Origin of the sequence: Flavonifractor sp. HCP28S3_F3 (genome assembly GCF_052065355.1) — a bacterium.
GTDB lineage: Bacteria > Bacillota > Clostridia > Oscillospirales > Oscillospiraceae > Flavonifractor.
This window is the reverse complement of record NZ_JBQHUF010000006.1, coordinates 89,020-115,829: the sequence shown is the minus strand read 5'-3', so window position 1 is coordinate 115,829 and position 26,810 is coordinate 89,020. Positions and strand designations below refer to the sequence as shown.

27 protein-coding genes are annotated in these 26,810 nt (G+C 55.3%); 17 read left to right on the top strand and 10 right to left on the bottom strand.

Annotation, left to right across the window (positions count from 1 at the left end):
* Window positions 1–32: 32 nt before the first annotated feature.
* From ACTNB1_RS07805 to ACTNB1_RS07775, 7 genes are all read right to left on the bottom strand, one after another.
* Entirely contained in the window at window positions 33–299 is a 267-nt protein-coding gene (locus tag ACTNB1_RS07805; RefSeq protein ID WP_441168689.1) for a hypothetical protein, read from the bottom strand.
* A gap of 247 nt (window positions 300–546) precedes the next feature.
* Window positions 547–978 carry a hypothetical protein gene (locus tag ACTNB1_RS07800; RefSeq protein ID WP_235371084.1) on the bottom strand — a complete coding sequence of 144 codons (432 nt, stop codon included), beginning with the start codon at window positions 976–978 and terminating at the stop codon, window positions 547–549.
* 13 nt (window positions 979–991) lie between these two features.
* Window positions 992–2,194, bottom strand: a complete 1,203-nt coding sequence (locus tag ACTNB1_RS07795) for a recombinase family protein (RefSeq protein ID WP_441168688.1) — start codon at window positions 2,192–2,194, stop codon at window positions 992–994.
* A 204-nt stretch (window positions 2,195–2,398) separates the two neighbouring features.
* Window positions 2,399–5,119: a DEAD/DEAH box helicase gene (locus ACTNB1_RS07790; protein ID WP_441168687.1), complete on the bottom strand. Its 2,721-nt coding sequence runs from the start codon at window positions 5,117–5,119 to the stop codon at window positions 2,399–2,401.
* A complete protein-coding gene (locus ACTNB1_RS07785) occupies window positions 5,052–6,659 on the bottom strand; it encodes a DUF4435 domain-containing protein (protein ID WP_441168686.1) in 1,608 nt (535 codons plus the stop codon). Before ACTNB1_RS07785 ends, ACTNB1_RS07790 begins: the two co-directional genes overlap by 68 nt.
* Before the next feature lie 18 nt (window positions 6,660–6,677).
* Entirely contained in the window at window positions 6,678–8,441 is a 1,764-nt protein-coding gene (locus ACTNB1_RS07780; RefSeq protein ID WP_441168685.1) for a site-specific DNA-methyltransferase, read from the bottom strand.
* Window positions 8,442–8,649: 208 nt separating this feature from the next.
* Complete coding sequence (locus tag ACTNB1_RS07775) at window positions 8,650–8,856, bottom strand: DNA-binding protein (RefSeq protein ID WP_320864358.1); 207 nt, start codon at window positions 8,854–8,856, stop codon at window positions 8,650–8,652.
* 414 nt (window positions 8,857–9,270) lie between these two features.
* Between ACTNB1_RS07775 and mobC the strand changes: the two genes are divergently transcribed.
* The 4 genes from mobC to ACTNB1_RS07755 all read left to right on the top strand — a co-directional run bounded on the left by mobC (window position 9,271) and on the right by ACTNB1_RS07755 (window position 11,430).
* Window positions 9,271–9,600, top strand: coding sequence for a plasmid mobilization relaxosome protein MobC (mobC, locus tag ACTNB1_RS07770; protein ID WP_320864357.1), 330 nt, complete (start codon window positions 9,271–9,273; stop codon window positions 9,598–9,600).
* Window positions 9,601–9,619: 19 nt separating this feature from the next.
* Window positions 9,620–9,835, top strand: coding sequence for a hypothetical protein (locus ACTNB1_RS07765; protein WP_320864356.1), 216 nt, complete (start codon window positions 9,620–9,622; stop codon window positions 9,833–9,835).
* A 93-nt stretch (window positions 9,836–9,928) separates the two neighbouring features.
* Entirely contained in the window at window positions 9,929–10,582 is a 654-nt protein-coding gene (locus tag ACTNB1_RS07760) for a replication initiator protein A (RefSeq protein ID WP_441168684.1), read from the top strand.
* Window positions 10,579–11,430 (top strand): ATP-binding protein, encoded by an 852-nt coding sequence (locus ACTNB1_RS07755; RefSeq protein WP_320864354.1) that lies wholly within the window; start codon window positions 10,579–10,581, stop codon window positions 11,428–11,430. The genes ACTNB1_RS07760 and ACTNB1_RS07755 overlap by 4 nt, the downstream gene beginning before the upstream one ends.
* Window positions 11,431–11,468: 38 nt before the next feature.
* On the opposite strand, the gene ACTNB1_RS07750 is transcribed toward ACTNB1_RS07755, so the two are convergent.
* Window positions 11,469–11,684, bottom strand: coding sequence for a helix-turn-helix domain-containing protein (locus tag ACTNB1_RS07750; protein WP_021899267.1), 216 nt, complete (start codon window positions 11,682–11,684; stop codon window positions 11,469–11,471).
* A 196-nt stretch (window positions 11,685–11,880) separates the two neighbouring features.
* On the opposite strand from ACTNB1_RS07750, the gene ACTNB1_RS07745 reads away from it, so the two are divergent.
* From ACTNB1_RS07745 to ACTNB1_RS07685, 13 genes are all read left to right on the top strand, one after another.
* On the top strand, window positions 11,881–12,063 hold the full coding sequence (locus ACTNB1_RS07745) for a hypothetical protein (RefSeq protein WP_118685717.1): 183 nt from the start codon (window positions 11,881–11,883) through the stop codon (window positions 12,061–12,063).
* A 54-nt stretch (window positions 12,064–12,117) separates the two neighbouring features.
* Window positions 12,118–13,833 carry a recombinase family protein gene (locus tag ACTNB1_RS07740; protein ID WP_441168683.1) on the top strand — a complete coding sequence of 572 codons (1,716 nt, stop codon included), beginning with the start codon at window positions 12,118–12,120 and terminating at the stop codon, window positions 13,831–13,833.
* 30 nt (window positions 13,834–13,863) lie between these two features.
* Entirely contained in the window at window positions 13,864–14,379 is a 516-nt protein-coding gene (locus tag ACTNB1_RS07735; protein WP_441168682.1) for a flavodoxin family protein, read from the top strand.
* Window positions 14,364–14,966, top strand: a complete 603-nt coding sequence (locus ACTNB1_RS07730) for a hypothetical protein (protein WP_441168681.1) — start codon at window positions 14,364–14,366, stop codon at window positions 14,964–14,966. Before ACTNB1_RS07735 ends, ACTNB1_RS07730 begins: the two co-directional genes overlap by 16 nt.
* Window positions 14,967–15,004: 38 nt before the next feature.
* The gene (locus tag ACTNB1_RS07725; protein ID WP_441168680.1) at window positions 15,005–15,664 is read left to right on the top strand and encodes a YczE/YyaS/YitT family protein; all 660 of its coding nucleotides are present in this window, start codon (window positions 15,005–15,007) and stop codon (window positions 15,662–15,664) included.
* 107 nt (window positions 15,665–15,771) lie between these two features.
* Window positions 15,772–17,646, top strand: coding sequence for a heavy metal translocating P-type ATPase (locus ACTNB1_RS07720; protein ID WP_441168679.1), 1,875 nt, complete (start codon window positions 15,772–15,774; stop codon window positions 17,644–17,646).
* A gap of 238 nt (window positions 17,647–17,884) precedes the next feature.
* Window positions 17,885–18,667, top strand: coding sequence for a threonine/serine exporter family protein (locus tag ACTNB1_RS07715; protein WP_441168678.1), 783 nt, complete (start codon window positions 17,885–17,887; stop codon window positions 18,665–18,667).
* Window position 18,668: 1 nt separating this feature from the next.
* On the top strand, window positions 18,669–19,148 hold the full coding sequence (locus tag ACTNB1_RS07710) for a threonine/serine exporter family protein (RefSeq protein WP_441168677.1): 480 nt from the start codon (window positions 18,669–18,671) through the stop codon (window positions 19,146–19,148).
* A complete protein-coding gene (locus ACTNB1_RS07705) occupies window positions 19,135–19,839 on the top strand; it encodes a YjjG family noncanonical pyrimidine nucleotidase (protein WP_441168676.1) in 705 nt (234 codons plus the stop codon). Before ACTNB1_RS07710 ends, ACTNB1_RS07705 begins: the two co-directional genes overlap by 14 nt.
* A gap of 27 nt (window positions 19,840–19,866) precedes the next feature.
* Window positions 19,867–20,799, top strand: a complete 933-nt coding sequence (locus ACTNB1_RS07700) for a GDSL-type esterase/lipase family protein (RefSeq protein WP_441168675.1) — start codon at window positions 19,867–19,869, stop codon at window positions 20,797–20,799.
* The gene (locus ACTNB1_RS07695; RefSeq protein WP_441168674.1) at window positions 20,796–21,275 is read left to right on the top strand and encodes a DUF4358 domain-containing protein; all 480 of its coding nucleotides are present in this window, start codon (window positions 20,796–20,798) and stop codon (window positions 21,273–21,275) included. Before ACTNB1_RS07700 ends, ACTNB1_RS07695 begins: the two co-directional genes overlap by 4 nt.
* 104 nt (window positions 21,276–21,379) lie before the next feature.
* A complete protein-coding gene (locus ACTNB1_RS07690; protein ID WP_441168673.1) occupies window positions 21,380–21,874 on the top strand; it encodes a sigma-70 family RNA polymerase sigma factor in 495 nt (164 codons plus the stop codon).
* Complete coding sequence (locus tag ACTNB1_RS07685) at window positions 21,867–22,730, top strand: DUF3298 domain-containing protein (protein WP_441168672.1); 864 nt, start codon at window positions 21,867–21,869, stop codon at window positions 22,728–22,730. Before ACTNB1_RS07690 ends, ACTNB1_RS07685 begins: the two co-directional genes overlap by 8 nt.
* 46 nt (window positions 22,731–22,776) lie before the next feature.
* On the opposite strand, the gene ACTNB1_RS07680 is transcribed toward ACTNB1_RS07685, so the two are convergent.
* Both ACTNB1_RS07680 and ACTNB1_RS07675 read right to left on the bottom strand, forming a co-directional pair.
* A complete protein-coding gene (locus ACTNB1_RS07680; protein ID WP_441168671.1) occupies window positions 22,777–24,615 on the bottom strand; it encodes a glycoside hydrolase family 13 protein in 1,839 nt (612 codons plus the stop codon).
* 14 nt (window positions 24,616–24,629) lie between these two features.
* On the bottom strand, window positions 24,630–26,810 hold the full coding sequence (locus ACTNB1_RS07675) for a penicillin-binding transpeptidase domain-containing protein (RefSeq protein ID WP_441168670.1): 2,181 nt from the start codon (window positions 26,808–26,810) through the stop codon (window positions 24,630–24,632).

Here is a 26,810-nt window from a genome sequence, read left to right as displayed (position 1 = left end):
GAAATCCTTTCTCCCTGCATGAAAAAAGCACATCAGAAAGCAAAGCACGGCAGAGCGTATACGGTACGCGTTTGGATGTGGAATTTTACGGCATAGAGCATTTTTACACCATTTGGCAAAATGCGAAAGTGCTTCTTGCGAACAGAGCATTGTTTTACCCGCTGAAATCGCTGTAATGAGAAGAAGCCCAGCATCACGTCAAACGGCGCGTGCTGGGCTTCTTTTTGTTGCGTCTCGGGGCTTTTTTTGGAGGATAATCCCTCCTGTGTGCCATTTGTTTTTCTATGCCGTGTTGACATACTGTGCTCTACCTATCACGGTAACTGTACGTTCTCGGAACAAAAATGAACACTTTCTCTGTATAGGGAGAAATCCAGAAAGAAAAAAGAGGGTGAGCGCAGGCTGTGGGAACGGTATGTAACCCGTTTTTTCGGTTTTCCACGGTTTCCATAGCCGCAGCGAGGGAGAAAAGGGAGAGGTGGCTTTCTCGCTCAGGTGGCTTGCCGCCGCTCTTTGGCTCTCCCTTTTCTCCCTGAGTATCAGGGGTTATTCTGCGTCATTGCTCGGCGTAACAGGGCGAAAATCTTCCTGAACACCTTCGTTCAGATCAAAACACATGGTTTTTGCGTCAGCAACCCAGAAGCCACGCACCCTATACCGCTTTCCGGGAATATAGTCCTCACCCGTAACAGCCCGCAGTGGGTCAAGCAGGTTCTTGTTGGAAATTGTTACGACACCCTTCTGTTCTCCCTTCGGCTTGGAGAACTTAAATCCCTTCGGCTCGTTGCTCTTGCACATACGGATCGCAAACACCTTCGCCTTTGCATCCATTAGGCACAGGACATAGGCGGGATAACCCAAGTCCTCAAGCACCTTCTTGGTGAAGGTCACGCCATTCTGGTTCAGGAACATATCAGGGTAGGCGTTGATGTTGGAATCAATGGTTTCAAAGTTCAAAGCGGAAAAATCAAAGTTCATAGTAAAAATCCTTTCATTTCATTGTGTTTTGCGCCTCATCCACGATTTTCATAAACTCCTGACGTTCCATAAAAGACCATCGGGAGTCCATGATCAGATAGCCCTTGAAAAGACCATCTTTCACGCGGTATGCGACAAAGTGATTGCTTAGACGGCGCAATGTAGCCCGTTTTGCCGTGCTGTGCCGCTCCGACAGCAGTTTTTGTACCTTTATCCAATCCTCTTTTTTAACAATAGCTGTATGGTGATTTTCCTTGAAATACATATTCAGATCAGTGTTTTTCACTGATTTATGTGTGCGGAAATCTTTGGTATAAGTTTTCTGCATCAAGGCATCACCGCAGTATTTCTCATTTCGGAGGATGCTGCGGACAGTACCGGCAGACCAGAGATCATTTCCCATGGGAGATTTGATTCCCTGCTCTGTCAGGGCAGCGGCTATTTCCGCTGGTGTTGCGCCCTCCAAGCAGCTTTCATAGATGTACTCAACAATTCTTGCCTCGGTCGGCTCAATGACAAGCCGCCCGAAATGATCACGATAGAAGCCAAGCGTGTTCTGAACGGAGAACTTGTAGATGCCCTCCGCCATGCGCCAGCGGATACCAGCCTTAATTGCCTCGCTCTTTTGCTGGGACTCCATTTCAGCCAAGGCTGCCAGCAATGAGATCAGCAGATTATTCCGCCCATCGCCGGTATAGGTGATTCCTTCTGTCTCAAACTCAACGGAAACGGGCGGGTTCAGCGCAGAAAGCGTTCGCAGATTGTCCAGAATATCCACGATATTTCTACCAAAACGACTGATGCTTTTGGTGAGAATCAGGTCAATCTTCCCGTCAACTGCGTCGGCAATCATTTTCTGAAAGCCAAGACGTTTTTCAACGGTAGTTGCGCTGATGCCCTCGTCTTGATAAATCTCAACCAGCTCCCATTGCGGATTTGCCTCAATCCTCTTGGTAAAATGGTGAATCTGCATATCAAAGCTGCCGACCTGCTGTTCCTCCTGTGTGCTGACGCGGCAATACGCCGCAACACGGAGTTTGGGCGGCTCATCTGCAAGTTCCCGCCGTTTCTGCGGTGGAATAATAATAACACCATTTCCACGCTGGTTATAAGAAATCTCGTCCTGCATCTGGCTGCGTTTCTGTTCCCGGCGTTCAGCTCGGCTGCTGGTTTGCCGCTCTGCCTCTATCGCTTTGGGGTCAAGCGGTTTTGCCATATTCCGCCTCCTGCATCAGAATCCGTCTGCGTTTTCTGCTTTGCATCGGCGCACCACCTCCTTTGAACGGTTTCCAATTTCATTACTACCACGCTCCTTTTTGAAAATTATGACAATCCGCAGACCATAGCCAGCGGAATAGCCATCCAAAGAAAAAGGCAGCAGAATCACTCCTGCTGCCTGAATCCGTATGAATTTTTACACTTACAGTGCCTTTATCGTCTCCACAAACTGGCTCATGCTGACAGCTCCCGGCAGGAGATTTTCTCCATCCCTGAACACCATGTAATAACGGTACTGGCTCCCGGCGGCAGTCCGCCACGCGCGTCCCAATTCAATCTTTTCCCGGCTGTCATCGTTTTTCAGATGCTCGCCCTTGGTTTCTGCAAAGATTACCTTGCCGCTCTGGGTCATAATCATAATGTCCGGGTAGTGCTTGATATAGCCGTTGATGGCAAAGCCATGCCGGGAGAGATTGCGGTGCCACCAGCGAATGTTCGGAAGGGCGGTCAGCTCCATGATCAAATCCTGTTCCAGCTTGTTGATGTTGCCATCCTCGGCTTCATACAAAGAACCGCCGTATATGTCTGTGCTGGTCGTGGGATGAATAACTGACGGCAGCCGATAGGACGGCTGGCATACGATGCGTTCGGTTTCCAGCCATTTTGCAAAGGCTTCCCGATAATGCGCGTCCAGCAGGGATTCAATCTTTTCCTTGATTTTCTTGGCATATCCCAGCGGAGCCTTCTCCATAGCGGCGATCTGTGCCTTGTCCATATCGTCCACGATGCGGTTTATGTAGGATTTCAGTTCGGCGGCGTCCACCATGTTCAGCTTATTAAGCTGATTGAACATCATATCCTTGCACTGGCGCACACGGCTCTCCGGCGGCAGACTGTTGAAATATTCCTTGAAATACCGCTGTTCTGCGCTGGTCATTTTGAACACCTTGGGCAAGCCGCCCTCGTTTGCCCGCACATCGACCTCTGCAATCTCATCATCGGCAGCGCCAAAATCAATGTCGTATGCCTTTCCTTTCAGCGTGAAGCCTTCGGCGAGCTGTTCTTTTTCCAGCAGTTCCAGCGTACCTTCCGTAAACAGGGTATCGGGGATCACTTGGAAAAACTGCGGGATCATGATCGTTTCAAGGTCACTCTGGAATTGGGGACGAACACGGAAAGTAGCCACTTGTTCCCGCACCTCCCAAGGAAGATTTTGAATCTGCGGATCATCCTTCCCCTGTTTTACGGCGTTGTTGTACGCTTCACCGGCTTTATTGGCATCATCCAGCATACTGTCGGCTTTCGGGGTGATTTCTGCGGATTTTTCCTGTTCCCGGCGGCGTTCCAGTTCTGCCCCGATGGATTTCCCATCCAGCCCTGCAAAATCGTCCTGTTCCGTCTCCAAAGGGGCTTCCGTATCGGAAACTCCTTGCAGTTCGGTAATGTCGATCTGCACTGGGGGCTGCTCCGAGACCTGGGGCTTCACAGGTTCAGCCAGACGATAATCCTTGTCGCTGAATCCTGCACTGTTCAATCCCTTGATGATGTGCTGCACGGTAGTGTTAAAATCGTTGGAGGAAGTCAGCACATAGGACATATTCAAAGCCGATTGTGTGTGCTGGCGTGTATGGGGCAGACGGAGGATGCGCCCCAAAATCTGCTCCACATCCACCTGGCTGGTCTTGTTGGCAAGGGAGGCAAGAATATAGGCAAAGGGACAATCCCAGCCCTCTTTCAGTGCATTGACCGTGATAATATAGCGAACAGGGCAATCGGAAGACATCAAATCCACATTTTTCAGTTCGTTCACATCAGCCGTGCGAATGGCAATCTGCTCTGCCGGGATGCCAGCGTCCACCAGCTTGTCCCGCAGCTTTTCAAAAGTGGTAGCGTCCTCCTTGCCTTTCGGCTGCGCCTGGAACAGAGCGATGGGGCGAATATACTTGCCTGTTTTTGTATATTCCGCACAGGCGAGTTCTTCCAGCTTATTTCGCAGATCGATCGCGTCAATCAGCACATCGGTTTGGCTGTCCCGGTTGTAAACAATCACGGGCAGCTTGACCATGTTTTCCGTCTTTAACTGAACCGCGTCCACATAGGAGATAATGTTGCTCTCCTTTTTCGGGGTAGCGGTCAAATCCAGAACAAAGCAGGGATTGAAGTTCTCCAGCATTTCAAGGCTGAGATCAGACCGGGCGTGGTGGCTCTCGTCCACAATGACAAGCGGGTTAAGCTGATTGATAATCTGGAACAGGGCGGTTTCGTCCGCCTTTTCAATGGGGCTGTCGGGCTTGCCAAGCACCTTGGCGAACTCCGCAAGATTGCTGTTCTCCTGATAGGCTTTCAAGCCCTCCTTGCCGCGCCCACGGAAAGAATCATAGGACAGCACCATGATGGAAAGCTGTTCGGTGACGGCAGTGGGATTGAAGTTCTGCCCGTTCAAAAGCTCCTGCTTGGTGTATACCTCCACGCGCCCGCCAAAATCCACATCAATTTTCTGACGGTAGGGATGCTGTGTGTCTTTGAGGGCTTTCAACGTCTGCGCAAGGATTGCGTCTGAGGGAACGAGCCATACCACCGCCTTTGTCTTGGTAACTGGCAGCGCGTCAAAAATGGGACGAATGGCGTTGCAGGCAATAAAGGTCTTGCCGCCGCCTGTGGGCACCTTGAAGCAGAGGTTGGGGACACCGGGCAGAATATCCTGATAGTACCCCAATGTGGGCGCGCTTTTTTCCTGCCAGAAGAAGCGGAACGCCGCTTCATAATTCTTGGTTTCATTCAGCAGTTCCAAATAGCGGGTCAAGTCCGCTATGACCTTTTTCTGATAAGATTTCAGTTCCATAGAGCATACCTCTTTATCTTGGAATTTCCGGAGGCAAATAAGCCGAAATAGCGTTTGAAATTGCATCGCGCATTTTTCCATTGAGAAGCGCCAGTACAGTTTTACAGTACTCCTTATCTACCAATCCGAGAAAATGCCCAACGGAGCTTATTAAGCCCTTTTCGTTGAATACACCAAGTACTTTGGCATAGTCATCTTCACATAATGCTCCGTTGAATTTTGACTCCTCCTCTGCTTTTGTTTTCTCGTAGTCAATATTCTGCAATGCAGCATTTAAGCTGTTTCTTGCTTCGTCATCATTCTTTTTTGACAACTCAATAGCGGTTAACTTATACTTCAAATGCGCAACTACGCTTTGGCAAATTTGCCGATCAATTTGAGAGGCAAAGCGAGTATGGATAATGTACCCTTTTACTTTGGCAAAGCTATCATCAGGCGCTTGCCCAAGATGATCTGCTATCAGGCGTATCAATTTCTCTACCAAAAACAGATTTTCCACCTCTGCGACTTTGAGTGTATAAATCCCGTCATCTTTATATTTTTCGATCTCATAATCGGAGCGGTAATCCCGGTCGATAAGACCATACACTTGACAGTGATGCAGTGAAGGACTATTTCGGAAAGCCTTTGTTCTCGAAATAACCTGTGTACAGCTACCACAGGCAATTACATAGTAGTTCGGATACAGAATGCTATATAGCTGAGTGTCATAGCTGTTTTTTTCGCCCTCAACAAACAGCACATTTTTTCGACTGCCTAATATGTCAAAGAGTAATTCTTCCGGGAGCTCGCTATCTTCCAGCTTTTCAAGCTTCCAATGAGTTCCATCAAAATCTTTGATCCAAATTTTATCTGACTGTCCATGTGCCGCAGCGAATTGCGTATCATGGGTGATATAAATGAACAGGCAATCAGGCCGAAAACTTTCAAGAGCAGACCATAATCTGTTCATAATGGAACGGTGTAAATGTATCTCTGGCTCATCAATAATTAGCGTTTTATTTGCGGGGACGCAAAGTACTTGTGCAGCTAAATATAGAACGGCGCGTTCTCCATCGCTCATTTGATTTGAGCTATACTGAATCTCGGATTCGCCGCGAGTTAAAATAGCTAAGAATTTTGCATCTTCAATTCGCAGTGTTCTTTGGGGAAATATCATATCCCATATTTGAATCAGTTTATCTATTGCAGTAAACGGAGGATCTGGTCTTTCTTCACGGGTAGGAGCGGTTTTACATTCGATTACGAATTTTTCGTTATCATTATTTTTTAAGGCAATTAGTGCAGCTAATACATTGTTGAAATCGTCCATCAATTTCGTTGTATACGATTTTCCCCAATTCCATCGTTGGTTTTTGCCTCTCTGGCTGGATTTATCATCAGTACCATAGAAAACGAAGTCCTCCGCTTGAGAATAGCTCTTCAATGGTATGTTTTCTTGAAAATTCAGATTTCTTTGTGCACCAATACGATGGACCCCCTCCATGTTTTGCTGTTCAATCCATGCACCCAACTTACTCTTTCCCGACCCATTTGCACCAATGATAATTACTGCATTTGAGGAAGTTCCGTATTCAACCTTGTTTCCGTTCTCATCTGGGAGATAGTATGTAAAAGCCATGATAAACCCACGTCCTTTTTACAGTCTGCTGATGTCGCGGGGAATCTTCTTAAAGGTAATTCCCATCTGCGCCAGCTTGTCCTCACCGATGGAGCAGCGGTCGGCATAAATGACCGTTCCATCGGCTTTTTCTTTGATGGTGGCAAGAAACGCATAGTCCAAAACCGTCACGCGCTGCGGCTCATAGTAGAAGTAGTAACCCGTGCTGTTGTGCTTGCCCAGATAATACGGATTGCCGCTGCTGAGTGGGGCATAGGGCGTTTTGGTTTCCATGAACCAGATGTATTCGCGGATTTTTTCGGGGGCAACCGCTTCATTCAAGCAATCGCCAACAAGCAGCGGTTCGCCCAAGTCATAGAAGCTGAAATTGCCGCCCGTGCCCTCTACGGCGTTCTTGCCCTCACCATAGCCATGAATAACACGCTTGACCCGCTCGGCGGTGATGCTGTCGGCGTAGTCCATCATCTCAATCAGGATGAACTTGCGATGTCCGCCATCGGCTTTGTTCATATTCAGAACGGCGTGGGCGGTGGTGCCGGAACCGGCGAAGGAGTCAAGAATAATGTCAGTATCTTTCGTTATTGCTTGAATTACACTTTCAATTAGTGCGACAGATTTTGGATAATTGAACATTTTTGGCGATTCAGGAAAAATGTCTTTAAGTGTCTGCGTTCCATTAACAGTGAAAAAAGCCTTTTCAGCCCATATTGTAGGGATCTGCCCGCCTACGGTCTGATTTTCTCCAAAGAGCAAGGTTGGAACACCATCTTCATGCCCCAAAACTTCCAATTCGCCGTTTTTAATTTTCTTAATGACTCCACTCGGCAAATACTGAACACTGTACTGGTTCTCATTGCTTTCGCTCTTGTTTTTTGAAATCTTTATGTACCCTTTTTCCCAATCTGCTCGCAACCGCCCCGGTATTTGCCGCCAGACACACTGCTTGCCTTTTGCTGTTACAGGCCAAACGGCAACCGTCCCTTTTGGAGCGATAGAGTAGTCATATGGAAAATCAGCTTTTTCACCGGTATATGAGCCATCATCAATTTGCTCTTGTAATGATTTTCCAACTCCGGCAAACACTCCATTTTCATCTATAAAAATTGGATATGTCTGATTCGGACGCTGTGTTTTGTCAAATGTACTTAGCGTAAGCCCCTCAAATGGGGTCCTGCTATTTCCGCCGCAAAAAGCGAGCGCGTTTGCATGAAAGTCCGTAGGCACAACAAAAATTAGATACTCGTGTACATAGTTGAACCCGCCAGATGGTTTTCCGCCGGAGGTTTGCACCGTAACAGTTACAACCTGCTTTGTTCCAAAAATTTCTCGCAAAAGATTCACAAGATTATATAGTTCGTGGTAACCGATGCTTATAATTAGGCAACCATCCTCCGCCAACAGCTTTTGCAGCAGCTTCAGCCGGGGGTACATCATGCATAGCCATTTGTCATGGCGGGTCAAATCCTCGCCCTCTTTGCCGACAACCTCGCCCAGCCACTTCTTGATTTTTGGGTCGTTGACATTATCGTTGTAGACCCAGCCCTCGTTGCCCGTGTTGTAGGGCGGATCGATGTAGATGCACTTGACGCGCCCCTCGTACCGGGGCAACAGGGTTTTCAGGGCCTCCAGATTATCGCCCCGGATAATCATATTTTCGCTGCCGTTATCTTCTTCATGCTGGCCCTGCTCGTCATAGCTGTATTGGCGCTCCAACACCCGGAACGGCACTTCCTGATGGTGATTGATGACTTTACTTTTTCCGATCCATTCCAGTGTTGGCATGGTGTGTTCCTCCACAAATCTATTCTCGTAAAAGACCTGTCCTGTCACGGAAGGGCTAATATTTGTTGAATTGCGTCCAATCTTGTCGTAGTCTGTCGAATAGACGATTTCGGACGTGTTGTAAACCAAGGGTTTAGTGCGCCCATTCGCACCCTTGGGGTGGAATGCACCCCATTATTTCGAGTCGGAGTTGCGTCAAAACGGCGGCTCATTTTTCGTTTTCGGCGGGCTTCTTCTTGATGTACTTTCCGTTTTTAATCCGCGCGTCCGCTGGCTTCTCTGCGTCCTCTGGAATCCCCCAGACCGAGCCGATGCGAATAGCACCGGGGACGCGCCCCTCGCCGCACAGAATCTGAATACGGCGGGTGGAGATGCCCCAGCGTTCGGCGGTTTGCGTGATGGATAAATACTTCATGGTCGGTACTCCTGTCGCAGCTTGTTTCTGCGTCTGCTTATAAAATCACAATATAATTATAATCGTCAAAGCGAATAAAAGCAAGCCCTTTCCGGAAAAGCTCAGTAAGTATCTTCAATTTAGAAATCAAGGGTTTGGGGCTTTCCCCAAAAACAATATGGGCGTATCGGCTACAAAGCTGAAACGCTCATTTTTCCGGTGTGTACGGACACCGGATGTGCTTGCTATTCTCCATAATTTCATATCCGCAGATACAACGCGCTCCCGCTTTCGCAAAAGCAGGGGCGCATATTTTTTAAGAGGGTGTCAAGTTTTTGAGAAAAAAGTCCGTTAAAAAGTAAAAAGAAATTTTTCGCGTTACCCCCCCCATTCGCAGAAAATCTGTCCGTTGTAAAGTGAAAGGAGTGTTTTATCATGCCAGACCGCACGCGGCCCATCCGCAAGGAAATCTGCCTGAATGAGCAGGAACTAAATCTCATCCAACATAAGATGCGCCAGTTGGGAACGCACAACTTCGGCGCTTACGCCCGCAAGATGCTCATCGACGGGTACATCATCAAGGTCAATTACATCGAGCAAAAAAAGCTGGCTGCTGCCGTCAGCCGCGTTGCCTCAAACATCAATCAGATTTGCCGCCGCATCAATCAGACCGGGCGATTCTATGCTGCCGATATTGCCGAGCTGAAAGCACGTCAGGAAGAAATATGGTCGCTTTTGAAAGAATCGCAAAAACAGGAATTATGAATGTAAGGGGGGTCACAATATGCCGCGCATGAGTAAATCAAGAAAGCTGGAATGGTCGTTCTTTCTCAACGACCGTGGCCGCATCACCTTTAACGCCCTCTGCCGGAAATGCGTCCACGACTGCAAGCAGAGTTTCCGGACGGTCTTGATAGAGTGTCCGCACTATCGCTCCAAACGCGCAAAAGCTGAGCATGACGTTTCATTTCCAAGAGGTCCGACGGACAAGCCGCCATAGGCACAATATCCTGCTGTACCAGAGAGGAAGTGATGGAAAATCTATTTCAAACGCAATACCGCGCTGCCACCGTTTATTCCCTTGCCGCGCTTCATGCTGACAGGCGAGTATTCCATCAACGCCAAGCTGTTATACGGGCTGCTTTTGAACCGCACCATGCTTTCCCAGAAAAACGGTTGGGAGTCTGAGAATGGAAATGTGTATGTGATTTATACGATCAAGCAGATGGCGAATGATCTTGATCGGAGCGAGAGGACAGTCAAGACCGCTCTGCGGGAACTGGAAAACGCAGGGCTGATAACCCGCGTCCGTCAAGGCTGGAATCAGGCAAATCGTATATTCTTGCAAATCCCGGATGGGGTGCAGTTTTCTTCCCGCCCAGAGGGAAATATTTGCCCGATGGATGGGCAGGATTCTTCACCCAGCATAGGGCAGGAATTGCCCACAAGTAATACTGAACAGGAATATAAAGATAAAAGCCAGACAGAAAAAGCAGAGAGAACACGCCACCGTTATGGAGAGTTTGAAAATGTTTTTCTCTCGGATGGTGAAATCTCTGCCCTGCAAGCTGATTTTCCCAATCAGTACGATGAGTACATCCAACGCCTGTCGCGATATATGGCATCCAACGGCAGACACTATGCAAATCACTACGCAACAATCCGAAAATGGCTTGACGAGGACAACAGGGGAAAGTCCGCTAAGAACTACACATATGATGATTATAACGAGGGAGAATGTCTATGAAAAATATGAACCCTATTCTATCCGCTATTATTGATACGACCGAAACGCTGAACAGCGCACCTGATGATTACATCGATCCCTCTGATGGGCTGAAATATTGCGGCAAATGTCACACTCCAAAAGAAGCGTTTTATCCCGCCGATCTACAAAATCAGGGCTTCCATAAGCACCCGGTCATGTGTCAGTGCGCTGCCGAAAAGCGAGATCGCGAAGAAGCTGAACGCCGGGATTTTGAACGCATGACCCGAATTACCACTCTTCGCTCCGAAGCGTTCCGCGATATTCCCGCTGCTGGATGGCAGTTTGATCATGCCGTCGTTACACCCCAGCTTGCTAAGGCAAAAGAGTACGCAGAAAATTGGGACAGCTTCAAGCAAGACGGCATCGGCCTGCTGCTGTTTGGGGATGTCGGGACAGGAAAGTCCTATGCCGCTGGCTGCATTGCCAATGATCTCATTGACCGTATGGAGTCTGTGCTGTTCGTGGGAATGGCCGATGTGGTGAATCGTATGCAGGGAAATTTCGGGGCTGACCGTGACCGTTACATTAAATCCCTTATGCGCCCTGACCTCCTCATTCTGGATGATTTGGGGGCAGAGCGCAACACCAGTTTCGGCAAGGAGCGAGTGTTCGATGTGGTTGACAAGCGGCTGCTGACCGGCAAGCCCATGATCGTCACGACCAATATTCCGCTTTCCGTTATGAAGCAAGCTGCCGATCTGGATGACCGCCGCATTTTTGACCGCATCTTGGAAGTCTGCGTCCCGATCCGCTTCGACGGGGAGAACTTCCGCAAAGGCAATGCCAGCGCTAATATCAAAAAAGCCGCAGAAATGCTGAATGGGTAAGCTGTTGCAGCAGCTTACCCACCCATGAGACAGGAATATTATTCAACCGGCTTTCCTGTTTCTTCTGAAATAAAACGACCCTCAAACCGACAGCCGATAGCCGCCGCTATTTCCTGCAACTCGCTTTCCCTGAAATTGTCACGGCGCATTTTGCCGCTGATATTTTGGGTTGTGCAGCCAAGCTGCCTTGAAAGCTGACTGACAGTTACGCCTTGCTTCTTCATAGCAGCCCGGATAACCTGAGCCATACTCATTGACTTCACCTCCGGGAATTATCAAAGTAATTATACATGAGAGCAAGCAGAAATGTCAATTCAGGAGTTACCAGAGAATTGCTCCGGAGCTATTGACCCAAGACTGGAAATAGCATATAATAGTAACTGTTGAGTTACCATTGAAAGAGCGGCACTTCATTCGGCTGACGAACATAACGTCAAATGGAGTGATTACATGGTAGAAAACGAAAACTACAAGAGCTACACTGCAAACAATGGAACCGAGCTTCGCTTTCCCAAGGAGAGCGTGGTTCAGATGACAGCAGAGCAGAGGGACTGCTACCAGAACTTTATCAATGTTCTGGCACAAATCCTGATTAAATATGCTGCCGCAGAAAAGGAAAATCAGAAAATCTGAGCAGAGTATTCCGGGCGGTCGATGACCGCCCGGTCCTGCAATAGGAGGAAATCTATGTATAATACGAAAGAGGGCAAATCGTGTGTAATCTATATCCGTGTCAGCAGTGAGCGTCAGGTAAAGGGGTATAGTCTGGACGGGCAGAAACACTATCTGGCTGAATGCGCCGAGCGTCGGGGTATGACCGTTCTTGATACCTACGTTGAAGAAGGCAAAAGTGGCAAGAGTATCGAGGGACGGACTGAGTTCCAGCGGATGCTGGATGACATTCAGAGTGGAAAAGTGCATACGGACTATGTGCTGGTTTTCAAATTATCGAGGTTTGGCAGAAACGCGCGGGATGTGCTGAACTCCCTTGAGTTCATTATGAAATACGGCGTTCACCTGATGTGCGTAGAAGATGGGCTTGATTCCTCGACCTCTATGGGAAAAATGATGATTACCATTCTTGGCGCGGTAGCTGAGTTGGAGCGCGAAAACATCATTGCACAGAGCCTTTTGGGGCGCGAGGAAAAAGCAAAATCCGGCGGCTGGAACGGTGGCTTTGCACCCTATGGGTATCGTCTGGTAAAGGGCGATGACAAGAGTAAAGGAAAATTGGAGACTGTTCCGGAAGAAAAGGCTGTCGTGCAGTTGGCCTTTGATATGTTCCTAAACCGCAATATGGGATACACAGCAATTTCGGGTTATCTCAATCGAAACGGTTATACTCGCCCACCGGCAAAGAATGCAATCCGCCCCAGCTATGGCGAGTGGAGTTCTGACCACATCAAGAGAATGCTTAGCAATCCGGTTTATACAGGGCGCGTGGCATGGGGCAAACGACGCACAGAGAAAGTTCCCGGCAAAGATAATGAGTATCGGCTTGTGAAACAGGACGAGTATATTTTGAGTGAGGTTATTTCCCATGAGGCGTTTGTTTCTAAAGAGGATTTTGACCGAGTGCAGGAGATCAAAGCCATCCGTGGGAAAAAGGGCAATCACAACATCGGTCAGTATAACGCACATCTGTTGTCTGGTATCGTAAAATGTCCGCAATGCGGCGCACCCATGTACATCGGCATGACCAAGTGGACAAATCAAGACGGTACAGAGCGCCGTACAGAATCTTATGTCTGCTCCTATGCGACAAAACACCGGGGGACTTCGGTATGCCGCAGGAATGGCGTGGTAGCCAGTCAGGTTGAGGACGAGGTGATGGAGTACACCCGGAAGATTGTTCGCAATCCGCAGTTTATCAAAGATTTGCAGGAAAAGGTAATGACCGCCGTGGACATGACCGAGGTCGAGAATGACATTACCGCCTACAAAAACCAGCTATCCGCTTTACAGCGCAGCCGCGACAGCTTGGAGCGGGATATTGACCGCATTGCTCCGGATGATAAGTATGCAGAGCGCCGCCGCGCAGACATGACCCGCCGCCTGAATGACCTCTATGACCAGATTTATAAGGCGGAGGATCTGCTGCAAGAAAGCATGATGAAAAAGGCAACTCTGGAAAGCAATCAGATGTCTGTGCAATCTATGATAGGAATCCTCTCGTCTTTTGACGCAATCTATGATAGAATGAATGCAGCAGAACGGCGCGACCTTGTGAAATACCTGATTTCTGAGGTTGAGTTGTTCCCGCGTGAGGAACAAAAGACACAGAAACGCTTTGTAAAGGCGATTGCGTACAAGTTTCCCATTGAACAAAAGGTGCTCACGCAATTTGATGAATGCGGGGCATCTGTGGAATCCGTAGTGCTGCTGGAGAAAGACCAGCCCTGACCATCAAATACAAGGAGCAAACCCAACTGCATGAAATTAATTCTCAGCGACCGACCCCTTGACCTCACCGTCAAAGATCCCGATCAGATCAAGGTGATCGATCTCTCCGGCCTGAACATCCACAACTGTGTGGGCTGCTTCGGCTGCTGGACCAAAACGCCAGGCCGGTGCGTCATCCGGGACGACGCCGTGACGGTCTATCCTCTGATTGCACAGAGCGACGGCGTGATCTACGTCAGCCGGATCAAATACGGCGGCTACGACACGGTGATGAAAACCATGCTGGAGCGGGCCATCCCCGTCCAGCAGGCCTTTATCCGGCTGGTGGATGGGGAGACCCATCACGTCCAGCGGGCAGTGGCCCTCAAGCAGGCCGTTATCATCGGCTATGGAGCCGGCGGCCCGGAGGAGCAGGAGCTCTTCCGGCGGCTGGTGGAGCGCAACGCCCGCAACATGAATTTTACGGACTTCCAGGTGCTCTTCTCTTCGGAGGAGGAGCTGGAGGCCGCAGTGAGGAGGGAGGCGGCGAAATGGGACGCATCCTGATCCTCAACGGCAGCCCCCGGGCGCCCAAGTCCAATTCCAAGCGGTATGCCGGGCTGTTTATGGACTGCTGCAAAGCGGACTACTGCGACATCACAAAAACCAACCACCGGGAGCTGTGCGCCAAGGTGGGAGCGTACACCGACCTGGTCTTTGCCTTCCCGCTGTACGCCGACGGTCTGCCCGTCACCCTGCTGAATTTCCTCAAAGCTTTGGAGGCGGAACCGCCTCAGCAAAAACCTACCGTGTCCGTGCTCATCAACTGCGGCTTTCTGGAGTACGCCCAGAACCACACGGCGGTGGAGATGATGGCGCTGTTCTGCAAGCAGAACGGCTGGCCCTTCGGCTCCGTGCTGGAGATTGGCAGCGGGGAGGCCATCCTGGACACGCCCTTCCGCTTTCTGGCGGCGGGCAGCATCAAGAAGTTTGCCAAGTCTGTGAAAGAGGGGCGATACGCCTCCTTCCACACCACTATGCCCCTGCCCAAATCCCTGTTCCTGAAGGCGTCCACAGCCTACTGGACGGAATACGGAAAAAAACATAATATTTCCAAAGAACAAATGCAGACGATGCAAATTGAACAGACCTGATCCGCCTGTCCCTCCGTTTGGATAAGGAGGCCCTTTCCTTGCACGATACCAAGATTCCTCTCAAACACATTCCCGCCCGGTGCCTCTGCCTGGCGGTGGGCCTGGCCGTCATGGCCTTCGGTGTGGCCTTTTCCATTGCAGGCGCCCTGGGCACCTCGCCCATTTCCAGCGTTCCTTATGTGACCAGCTGTATTTCCGGGCTGTCGGTGGGCACTACCACCATCATCATGAACTGTATCTTCGTGCTGATTCAGATCGTTATCCTGCGCAGGAGGTACCAGTGGTTCCAGCTGCTCCAGATCCCCGCCGCCATCCTGTTCGGCCTGATGATCGACGTGGGAGAGTGGGTGCTCCGGGGTATTTCCTGGTCCAACTACCTTCAGCAATGGGTTCTCTGTGCCATCGGCATCACGCTGGTAGCCCTGGGGGTGAGCATCGAGGTAATGGCCAAGCTGATCACCACCGCGGGAGAGGGGATCGTGCTGGCCATCTGCCAGGTGACACCCCTGAAATTCGGCAACGTGAAGGTGGCCTTCGACGTGACCCTGGTGTGCATCTCCATTGTCACCGGCCTGCTCTGCCTGGGCCACCTGGAAGGGGTCCGGGAGGGCACGGTGGCCGCCGCTATCTGTGTGGGCCTGCTCACCAAGCAGTTCAAAAAACCGGTGGGAAAGTTTGAGGAGAAGTTCCTGCTGTGACCCCAGCGCCGCACACCCCAGAGGTGTGCGGCGCTTTTTTCTTGACACCGTATACCCCCCAGGGTATAATATACCCATACCCCCATTGGTATAAGGAGGCGTATGGTATGGCACGTCTGGAGGCCCTGCTGGAGTGGGGCGGCATCAAAAGAGACATCCTTTTTCTAATTGTGTCCGGCTTAGCCCTGGCGACCAGCATCTTTGAGCTGGCACCCCTGCCTTTTGACCCGGCATGGATTGCCATCGTGCTGTGCGGGGTACCTATCCTGCTGGAGGCCTTTATCGGCCTGGTCACCGCCTTTGACATCAAGGCCGACCTGCTGGTGTCCATTGCCCTGGTGGCCTCGGTGTACATTGGGGAGGACTTTGCCGCCGGAGAGGTAGCTTTCATCATGCAGCTGGGTGCCCTGCTGGAGGATCTGACGGTGGCCAAGGCCCGGGCAGGCATCGAGAAGCTGGTGAAACTTACTCCCCGCACTGCCCGGCGGATCACTGCGGCGGGGGAGGAGATCATCCCCGCCCAGGACGTGCGGGTAGGAGACCTGCTGCGGGTGCTGCCGGGGGAGACGGTGCCGGTGGACGGGGTGGTGCGCTCCGGTCAGACCGCCATCGACCAGGCGGTAATGACCGGGGAGTCCCTGCCGGTAGACAAGGGCCCCGGAGACTCGGTGTCCAGTGGCACAGTGAACCAGTTTGGCTCCTTTGACATGGTGGCGGAAAAGGTGGGGGAGGACAGCTCCATCCAGCGGATGATCCGCTTGGTCCAGTCCGCCGACGCGGGCAAGGCCAAGATCGTGGGGATCGCCGACCGGTGGGCCACCTGGATCGTGGTCATTGCCCTGTCCGCCGCCGTCCTCACCTGGCTGTTCACCGGGGAGATCATCCGGGCGGTAACCATTCTGGTGGTCTTCTGCCCCTGCGCCCTGGTGCTGGCCACTCCCACCGCCATCATGGCGGCCATCGGCAACGCCACCCGCCACGGCTTCCTGGTGCGGGAAGGGGACGCCCTGGAGCGGCTGGCTCTGGTGGGCCGGGCGGCCTTTGACAAGACGGGCACCCTCACCCTGGGGGTGCCCCAGGTCACCAAGGTAACTTCGCTTCATCCCAGTTGGCCGGAGGAGCGGCTCTTTGCCTCTGCCGCCGCGGCAGAGGCCCGCTCGGAGCACCCCCTGGGCAAGGCGGTGGTGCGCTGCTGCAAGGAGAAAGGGCTTCCAATCCCGGAGGCTGGGGAGTGGTCCATGCGTCCCGGTCGAGGCGTGGAGGCCGTGGTAGCCGGCGAAGTGCTGCTGGCGGGCAATGCCGCCCTGCTGGAAGAGGCGGGGATTTCCCTGCCGCCGGGGGCGGAGAAAGCCGCCCAAATTTGCCGGGAAGAGGGCTGCACCGTCATCTTTGTGGCCGCCGGCGGGGAGGCGGTGGGCCTGCTGGCCCTGGCAGATACCCTGCGGACGGACGCCGCCGACACAGTAAAGCGGGTGCGCCGGGCAGGGGTGGAGCCGGTGCTTCTCACCGGTGACCACGAAAACGCCGCCCGCCATATCGCCGCCCAGCTGGGCATTACCCAGGTGCAGGCGGGCTGCCTGCCGGAGGATAAGCTGGGCTGGATCGCCCGCAGCCAGGCAGATGGGGTACCGGTGTGCATGGTAGGGGATGGGGTAAATGACGCGCCCGCTCTGAAAACGGCCATGGTGGGCATCGCTATGGGTGGCGTGGGCAGCGATATCGCCGTGGACGCCGCCAACATCGCCCTGGTCAGCGATGACATCCGGGAGCTGCCCCACCTGCTGGGCCTGGCCCGGCGGATGATGACCACCATCAAGCTCAATCTGACCTTCTCCATGGCGCTGAACTTCATCGCCATCGTGCTGGCCATTACCGGGATCCTCAATCCGGTGGTAGGCGCTCTGGTTCACAACGCCGGGTCGGTGGCCGTTATCGTCAACTCCGCCTTTTTGCTGGCATGGCGGGGGAAAAATACAGTCTGATTTTGGTATCGTATTTGAAGAACTTGTGTGATATAATAACCGCGGAGCGGGCCCTCAGGTCCGCTCCGCAGGTGCTGTAACAGCAGTCCAAAGACTGCCGCCCTGCGCGGCGGTCTTTTTTTCTTTGTTTTTTTATTTTTCCCGATTTTACGTCAACTTTTTCACCGGCCCTTCCGTCTGTGGGATAGCTCCACACCCGCCCGCAGAAAGGAGGCCGTTTTATGGGTCAGGAAAGGGTGTGCTCTGCTTGGAGCTGGACTATAACAAGCTGCTGTGCCTGGTCAGCGAAATGGGCTACCGGCTGATGGAGAGCGGCGCGGAGATCTACCGGGTGGAGGAATCCATCCGCCGCCTGCTTCAGGCCTACGGCGTGGCGCAGGGTGAGGTCTTTGCCATCCCCAACTGCATCATCATCAGCCTGACCTCTCCCAAAGGGGAGCCGCTGACCCAGATCCGCCGGATGCCCGCCCACGGCACGGACATTTACCTGCTGGAGCAATATAATGACCTGTGCCGCAAACTGTGCAGCCAGGCGCCGCCTTTTGACCAGGCCCTGGAGCAGATGGAGGCCATCCAGCGTAACCACCGGGTCTATCCCCTGTGGATCCAGCTGCTGGCCTACTTCCTGGGCTGCGGCATGTTCTCCCTGTTTTACGGCGGCACGCCCCTGGACGGAGTGTGCGGCGGGCTGTGCGGGGTGGTCATCGGCCTGTGCCTCACCCTCACCTCCCGGCTGGGCGCCAACCTGTTCTTCAAAACCGTGGCCGGCGGGGCCGCTTCCGCTCTGGCGGCGGTGATCCTCACAGGTCTGGGCGTGGGTGCAAACATGGACGCCATCATCATCGGCGCCCTGATGGCGCTGGTACCCGGCATCGCCTTTACCAACGCCATGCGGGATATCATGGCCGGAGACATGGTGGCGGGCATCAGCAAGGCGGCGGAGGCCCTGCTCATCGGAGCGGCCATCGCCCTGGGCACCGCCCTGTCCCTGGGTCTGACCCGGATGTTTATGGGAGGTTGACATGAGCGAGCTGACTTATTACCTCCCGTGCCTGTGGGCCTTCCTGGCCTGCATCGGCTTCTCCCTGCTGTTCAACATCCACGGGGTGGGCATGCTGATCTGCGCCGGCGGCGGAGCCCTTGGCTGGCTGTGCTACCTGCTCACCGCCCCGCTGGTCCACAGCGATATCATCCAGTCCTTTTTCGCCGCCCTGGCCATCTCCGCCTGGTCGGAGCTGATGGCCCGGCTGCGGAAGTGCCCGGTGACCAGCTATTTGCTGGTGGCGCTCTTCCCCCTGGTGCCCGGCGGCGGCATCTATTACACCATGGAGCACGCTATGAGCGGAGAGACCTCTCTCTTCCTCTCCTCTCTGCTCCACACCCTGGGCCTGGCAGGCGCTCTGGCCACCGGGGTGCTGATGGTATCCTCCCTGATGCGGCTGTTCATCGTCTCTCAGGATAAGCGCCGGACACGTCTGGAGGGAAAGCATGGCAAACTTTGATTTTATTCTGTTTGACGCGGACAACACCCTGTTCGACTTCGACAAGGCCGAGCATGAGGCCCTGCGGGCCGTGCTGGAGGCCAGAGGCTATCCCTTCAACGACCAGACCCGGGACCTCTATCTGTCCATCAACCGGGAGCTGTGGGCCCGGCTGGACCGGGGAGAGGTCAAGCAGTCCTGGCTGGTGGTGGAGCGCTTTGCAGCCTTTTCCCGGGCCATGGGCCGGGACGACGACCCAGTGGAGTTCAACCGGGATTACTTAGACCACCTGGCTCAGGGCGCCTTCCTGCTGCCGGGAGCGGAGGAACTGTGCCGCCATCTGGCGCCCCACTGCACCCTTGCCATCATTACCAACGGAGTGGCCCGCGCCCAGAAGGGCCGTTTTGCCCGCTCGCCGCTGGCCGGTGTGATCCCCTATCTCTTTATTTCGGAGGAGATCGGGGCCTCCAAGCCCTCTCCCGACTTTTTTGAGCCGGTGCTCCACCGGCTGGGCGATCCCTCCCGGGACCGGGTACTGGTGGTGGGCGACAATCTGTCCACCGACATCCGGGGCGCTCTGGACTGCGGCCTGTCTACTGTATGGTACAACCCCAAGCATCTGCCCAACACCACGCCCTGGACCCCCAGGTGGGAGGCGGCAGACTTCTCCCGGCTGGAGGAACTGATCCTGGATCCGGCCGCCATTTTATAGAATTACAGAAAATGAGGTGTCTTACCCTTGTCCTCTTACTCCTATCAGCCTAAACGGGTCCGGCACAGCCGCAGGAAGCGGCGGCCGCCTCTCCTTCCCCTGATCGCCGCCGCTGTGGTGGTGTGCCTGGGTCTGATTATCATTCCCTCCCTGGGCCAGTCTCCGGAAGAATCCCAATCGGCAGCCGCCAAGTCGGCGCCTCCTGTCGTGGAGAGCTCCACGCCGGAGCCCACCCCTACTCCTACACCCACACCCACTCCCACACCGGAGCCCACCCCCGAGGCCTTTGACTTTACCCAGCCCGCCCCCGCCAGCGAGGCGGTGGAGATGGACTATTTCTCCGACGCGCTGTTCATCGGCGACTCCCGCACCGACGGCCTGCGGCTGTACAGCGGCATCAAGGGCGCCGACTTCTACTGCTACAAGGGCCTGACCATTTTCGAGATGGACAGCAAAGAAGTCATCGAGCTGGACGGCGGTAAATACACTGTGGTGGATGCCCTGGCACGGGGCAAGCAGTACAAGAAGATCTACATCTCCCTGGGCATCAATGAGCTGGGGTATTACAACGACGACGCCTTCCACAATACCTTTGCCTCGTTCCTGGAGAAGGTGCGCCAGCTCCAGCCTGACGCCGTGATCTACCTGGAAAATCTGGTGCCGGTGAACGCCGAGAAGTGCGCCGCCAACAAGCAGCCCTCCTATGTGAACAACGACCGGGTAGCGGCCTACAACGCCATCTTCCCCCAGCTGGCTGTGGAAGAGCACGTGATCCTGCTGGACGTAGCCGACGCCCTCACCGATGAAAATGGCATCCTGCCCGCCGACGCCACGGTGGACGGAGTCCACTTTACAAAAGCCTGGTATCAAAAATGGCTGGCCTTCCTGATGGAACACACCGTAGAGCCCGAGGTGTATGAAGCCGGGATCGCCGCCGCGGAAGGAGCAAACGCATCATGATAAAGCACATTCTGACCCGACTGGTACCCGCCGCACTGGTTCTCTGCCTGACCCTCACCGCCTGCGGCAGCAAGGACAGCGGCAGCGCCGGCTATGACCCCGCCGCCACCGCCCAGGCTCTGCTGGACAGCGGCGCCTTTACCGACACTCTGGAGACCACCGAAAAGGATACGGTGGCCGCCCTCTACGGGGTGGAAGCCGACACGATCACCGATTACGCCTGCTACACCTCCCTGTCCGCCGGAGCGGAGGAGATCGCCGTACTTACCATGGCTGACGCCGATTCCGCCAAGGCCGCCATGGAGGGGCTGGAGGCCCGGGTGGCCGACCAGAAGGCGGCCCTGGAGAGCTACCAGCCCGACGAGGTGAGCAAGCTGGACAACGCCATCCTCACCCAGTCCGGCAACACGGTGGTGCTGGTTGTGGCCGCCGATGCCGACAAGGCCCAGTCCGCTCTGGACGGTCTGAGCAAGTAATCTTCCGGCGGGACCCTGCAAGGTCCCGCCGGTTTCTTCTCCCCATCAACTTTTTGCCTCTCTCAGCCGTCTAAGAATCAGAACCAGGAAGGAGCGCTCCTCACTTGGATCAGACCACCCATCAGCAGCTTACCGATTATATCGTAGCCCACCAGGAGGATTTTTACCGCCTGGCGTACAGCTATGTCAAAAATCGGGACGCCGCCCTGGATGTGGTACAGGAGAGCATCGTCCGCGCCCTATCCAAGTCGGACTCGCTTCGCAACCCGGCTTTCCTCAAAACCTGGTTCTACCGCATTTTGCTCAACGAGAGCATGAACTATTACCGGCAGAACCGGCGGTTGGTCTCTCTGGAGGATTCCCCGCCGGACACACCCGCGCCCCAGAAAGACCACGCCGCCCGGCTGGACCTGTACGCCGCCATCGACCGGCTGGATCAGCGGGAACAGACCGTCATCCGGCTGCGTTTCTTCCAGGACATGAAGCTGGAGGAGATCGCCCAGGTCACCGAAACCAACCTGAACACCGTCAAATCCCGGCTGTACAAGAGCCTGCGCAAGCTGCGGGAGCTGACAGGAGAGGAGTATCTTTATGAATGATCCTTGGAAAGAGGCACGCTCCGCCTATGAGCAGATCCCTGTTCCGGATGAGCTGGAGTTCGCGGTCGCCAGCGCGGTACGCGCCGGCAACCGGCGGCGGAGCCGCCGCCGGGCCGTCCACCGGGGTCTGACTGCCGCCGTGGCCAGCTGTGCCTGCTTCGTGCTGCTGGTCAACGCCAGCCCCACCTTTGCTCAGGCGGTGTCCAACGTGCCGGTGCTGGGGAGCCTGGCCCGGGTGTTCACCGTAGAGGAGTACACCGTGGAGGACCGGGAACACCTCATTGACGTGCGCCTGCCCGCCCTGGACATGGAGGGAGACACCGACCTGGAGCAGCGGATCAACACGGAGATCCAGACCCGCATCGACCAGGTGCTCCAGGAGGCGGAGGACCGGGCCCGGGAGACCAAGGCGGCTTTCGTGGCCACCGGCGGCGACCCGGACGAGTTCATGCCTATTATCATCAGCGTGGACTATGAGATCAAGTGCCAGAACGACCAGTATCTCTCCTTCATCATCACCAAGACCGAGATTCTGGCCAGCGCCTACAGCGAGTATTACGCCTACAACATCGACCTGCAGGCCGGCAAGAAGCTGACCCTGAAGGATGTGCTGGGCCCCGACTATATGGAGCTGGCCAACGAGGCGGTACGGGAGGGCATTGCCCAGCGGTCTCAGGACCCGGACAACATTTACTTTGAGCCGGGCGAGGGCGGATTCGAGTCCATCGACGAGGATCAGACCTTCTACCTCAACCAGGCGGGCAACGCCGTGGTGGTCTTTGAGAAATACGAGATTGCCCCGGGCTATATGGGCATGCAGGAGTTTGAGATCCCCCTGCCCACCGCTGCGGACTGACAGCAAAAAAGGAGACGGCTTACGCCGTCTCCTTTTTTTGTTCTGTTCAGCTCTGCCGGGGGGTCAGCAGCCACCCGCTGAGAGGCGGCAGCAGCCGCCGTCCGGGGGCAATAATCTTGCCGGTCATCCAGTCCACAGCGGGCCAGGGCACCTCCACCGCCGCCGCCTTTCTCCCGGCGTTGACGGCGGCCAGCACCTGGCTTCCCTCTCCCTGGCGGAAGAAGGTGAGCAGCCTGCCCTGGGTCTGGCCCCAGCGCAGGTCGCCCCGCCGCAGGGCGGGCAGCTCCTTTCGGGCTTTTCCCAGGGCGGTGTACCAGTCCAGCAGGGTCTGGTCCTCGTTTCCCCAGGGATAGGTGCGGCGGTTGAAGGGGTCCTCGAACCCCTCCATACCCACCTCGTCCCCGTAATATACCGTGGGGGAGCCGGGGAAGGCAAAGAGCACCAGGGCGCCCAGCATCAGCTTGGTGCGGCCCAGCAGGTACTGGCTCTCGGTCATGCGGTAGGACGCCCGCCAGTCCTTGTCATGGTCCTGGCCGTCCCCGCCGTAGCCCAGCAGGGTAAGGATGCGGGGGGTGTCGTGGGTGCCCAGGAAGTTCATGGCGGTGCGCCAGGCGAAGGGCGGATAGTTCTCCCGGATGGTCTCCATGGCCTCTCGGAAGTGGACGGCGTCCCCGCCCATCAGGTAGGCCAGCAGGGAATTGCGGAAGGGGTAGTTCATCAGCCCGTCGCAGTGGCCGCCCAGAATGTGCTTGCGGCGGACGCCGTAGGCGATCTTGGTGGAGCCGTCCTCCCACACCTCACCGATGATGGTGGCGTTGGGGTCGGTCTCCCGGGCGGCCTGGTGGATACCGTGGACGAAGTCGTCAGGCAGCTCATCGGCCACATCCAGCCGCCAGGCGTCCGCCCCCGCCCGCAGCCAGCGGCGGACGATGCTGTTCTCCCCGCCGAAGATATACTCCCGGTAGCTGGGCTCGGACTCGTTGACAGCGGGCAGAGAGTAGATCCCCCACCAGGAGTCATACTTGTCCGGCCAGTGGGAGAAGTTGTACCACTTATAGTAGGGGCTGTCCTGGGACTGGCAGGCGCCCGGTTCGGGATAGAAGCCGTCGCCATTGAAGTAGCGGCTGACGAAGCCCTGGTGATTGAACACGCCGTCCAGCATCACCTTCATCCCCAGCCGGTGGGCGGCCTCGCACAGGACCTTGAAGTCCTCCTCAGTACCCAGCATGGGGTCGATCTTCTCATAGTCGCCGGTGCCGTAGCGGTGGTTCTCCGGGGCCTCAAACACCGGGCAGAAATAGATGGTCTCTACCCCCAGGTCCTGGAGGTAGGGCAGCTTTTCCAGCACGCCCCGGAAATCGCCGCCGAAGAAGTCCCGGTTACGCACCTCGCCCTTGGCGTCCGGGCGGTATTCGGGCAGATCGCCCCAGTCCCGGTGAACGGTGCGCCCTCCCACCATACCGGCGGGGTCGGGAATGGAGGAGCGGCGGAAGCGGTCGGGAAAGATCTGATAGGTCATGCCCTGTCCAAACCAGCCGGGCACCTGGTCGGACCCGTCGTATACGGTGAGCTGATAGGGACCCAGCTCCTCCTGGCGGCCGTCCAGGCCCATGAGGCGGAAGGAGTACCACACCAGGCCCACATAGTCCCCGGTGTCCAGCACCACGCCGAACACATCCCGGTCGCCGTCCATGCCCTTCCACTCCATGGGCAGCTCCAGCCGCTCCTCATTGCTGCTTTCAAAATAGGCAATGAGCATGCCCTCCGAAAATCCCCCGGTCCGCAGGGGCCGCAGGGCTAAATTCACCCGGGTGCCGGACGGCACGGCGCCGTAGGGCTGCTTATACCGGACATCCCGGCTGTCAAAGGTCTGTGCATCCAGCAAGTGGAAAACTCCCTTCAGCGGAGCAGGGTATTCTCGGTCCCCACCGTTTCCATGGTGTGCTCCGCACTGAAATAGTAATTGGCGATCTCCGCGGTGGCCTGAGCCAGCTTACTGCCCGAGGCGCCCCGCTCTACCACCATGCAAATGGCGATCTGGGGGTCGTCGTAAGGGGCAAAGCAGACAAACAGGGCGTTGGCTTCCACGTTGGAGGCCACCTGAGCCGAGCCGGTCTTGGCGCCCACCTCCACCGGCAGGTCCTTGAAGTAGACGGAGGAGCTGCTCTTGGGGTCGTTGGCCACCTCCCACATGCCCTTCTTTACCGCCTCCACATTCTCCGGGTCCAGGTCCAGGGTATTGAGCAGTTCAGGCTCGTACTCATAGACGGTGGAGGAGTAATCGCTGGATTTGACGGTCTTGAGCAGGTGGGTGGAATAGTGCTTGCCCCCGTTTACCAGGGTGGAGATGTAGTTGGTGAGCTGGATGGGGGTAACCATGTTGTTGTCCTGGCCGATGACGGCGTTGAGCAGGTTGCCGCCGTACCACTCCATACCCAGGGCCTCGCTGGTCTCCGGCCCGGCTACCCAGCCCTTCTCCTCTCCCAGCTCCAGGCCGGTGGTCTGGCCCAGGCCGAAGGCTTCGGCATACTCCACCACCCGGTCGATGCCCAGCCGGTGGCCGATGGTGAAGAAGTAGATGTTGCAGGAGTCCCGCAGGGCGTCGGCCAGGTTCTCCAGGCCGTGGGTCTGGCGGTACTGACGATAGTACCAGCACTGGGGATGCCAGTCGCCGTAGGGGTAGTGCTCCTCCTCAGGCAGCTGGAAATATCCGGTATCCCGGATCTTTTCCGTGGGAGTGACCACTCCCTCCTCCAGGGCCGCGATAGCCACCAGAGGCTTGAAGGTGGAGCCGGGGGGATAGGTGCCTTTGGTGGCCCGGTTGTTGAAGGGCTTCAGGGGATTGTCAGCCACCTGCTGGTAATTTTCCGTACTGCTGTACACAGTGGACAGGTCGAAGGTGGGATAAGATGCCATGGCCAGGATGCCGCCGTCATTGACGCTCTGCACCACCACCGCGCCGCCCTGGGTGTCGGCAGAGTCGATGGTCTCGATGGTCTCGGCCAAAATCTCCTCTACCTTCTCCTGGAGGCGCAGGTCCAGGGTGAGCATCACGTTGTCGCCGGGCTCGGGCTCCAGGGACTCCCCTGTCTGGGTGTCTGTCTTCCAGTACTCACTGACCACCTTGCCGCTGGTGGACAGCTCCTGGACCAGGGTGCCCGACTCGCCCCGCAGGTAGTCCTCAAAGGCGGCCTCCACGCCGCCGATGCCCACGGTGTCGTTCATATTATAGCCCTTGTCCTTGTACTGATCCCAGTTCTCGCTCTGGATGGCGGCCACCCGGCCCAGCAGGTGGGCAGCGCTGGTGGTGTTGTACTGGCGCACCGTGGTGGAACGCACCGTCACGCCGGTGAGGCTGCGCTCCTTGATGGCGGTGATGGCGTCGATATTCACATCCTGGGCGAAGATATACTCCGTCTTGCGGATGTCCTTGCTGCGGAGATTCACCTCGTACAGTACGCCGATGAGCGCCCGGGCGTCGGCGTCAGACAGGGACTCGTCAATGAGGAAATATTTGCGCAGGCCGGTAATGACCTCCTCCGCCGTCAGGCCCTCTCCAAGATCCTCCAGGGAGGAGGCGGCATTCAGGTCCTCCTGACTCCAGCGGTCGGACAGGTTGTCCTTGCCCAGAGGCAGGGCGGCCAGCAGGGCGCCCAGGTAGTTGAACTGCAGCTTTCCCTCACTGTCGGTATACACCAGAGGGCTGCCGCTGGTGTAGGTGAAGGGGGCATCCTTGGAGATGGGCAGGGTATCCGTCCAGGTAATGCCGTTGTCCTGGCAGATGTGGATCAGCTCCAGAAGAATGGCGTTGCGTTCTTCCTCCTTGCCCATGATGGAGGTATTGAGGGTGATCTCATAGGTAGCCCGGTTGCTCACCAGGGTACGGCCGTACCGGTCCACGATCTCGCCTCGGGCGGCTTCCACCGTCTCCGTATTGGCGATCTTCACCGTGGAGGCGGCCCGGTACTCGTCTACCTTGATGATCTGCAATTGATAGAGTGCGCCGGCAAAGACCAGCAGCAGCAGAGCCAGCAGGCCGGCCACGGCCAACGTGCGAAAATGAAACTGTTTTCCTTCCAT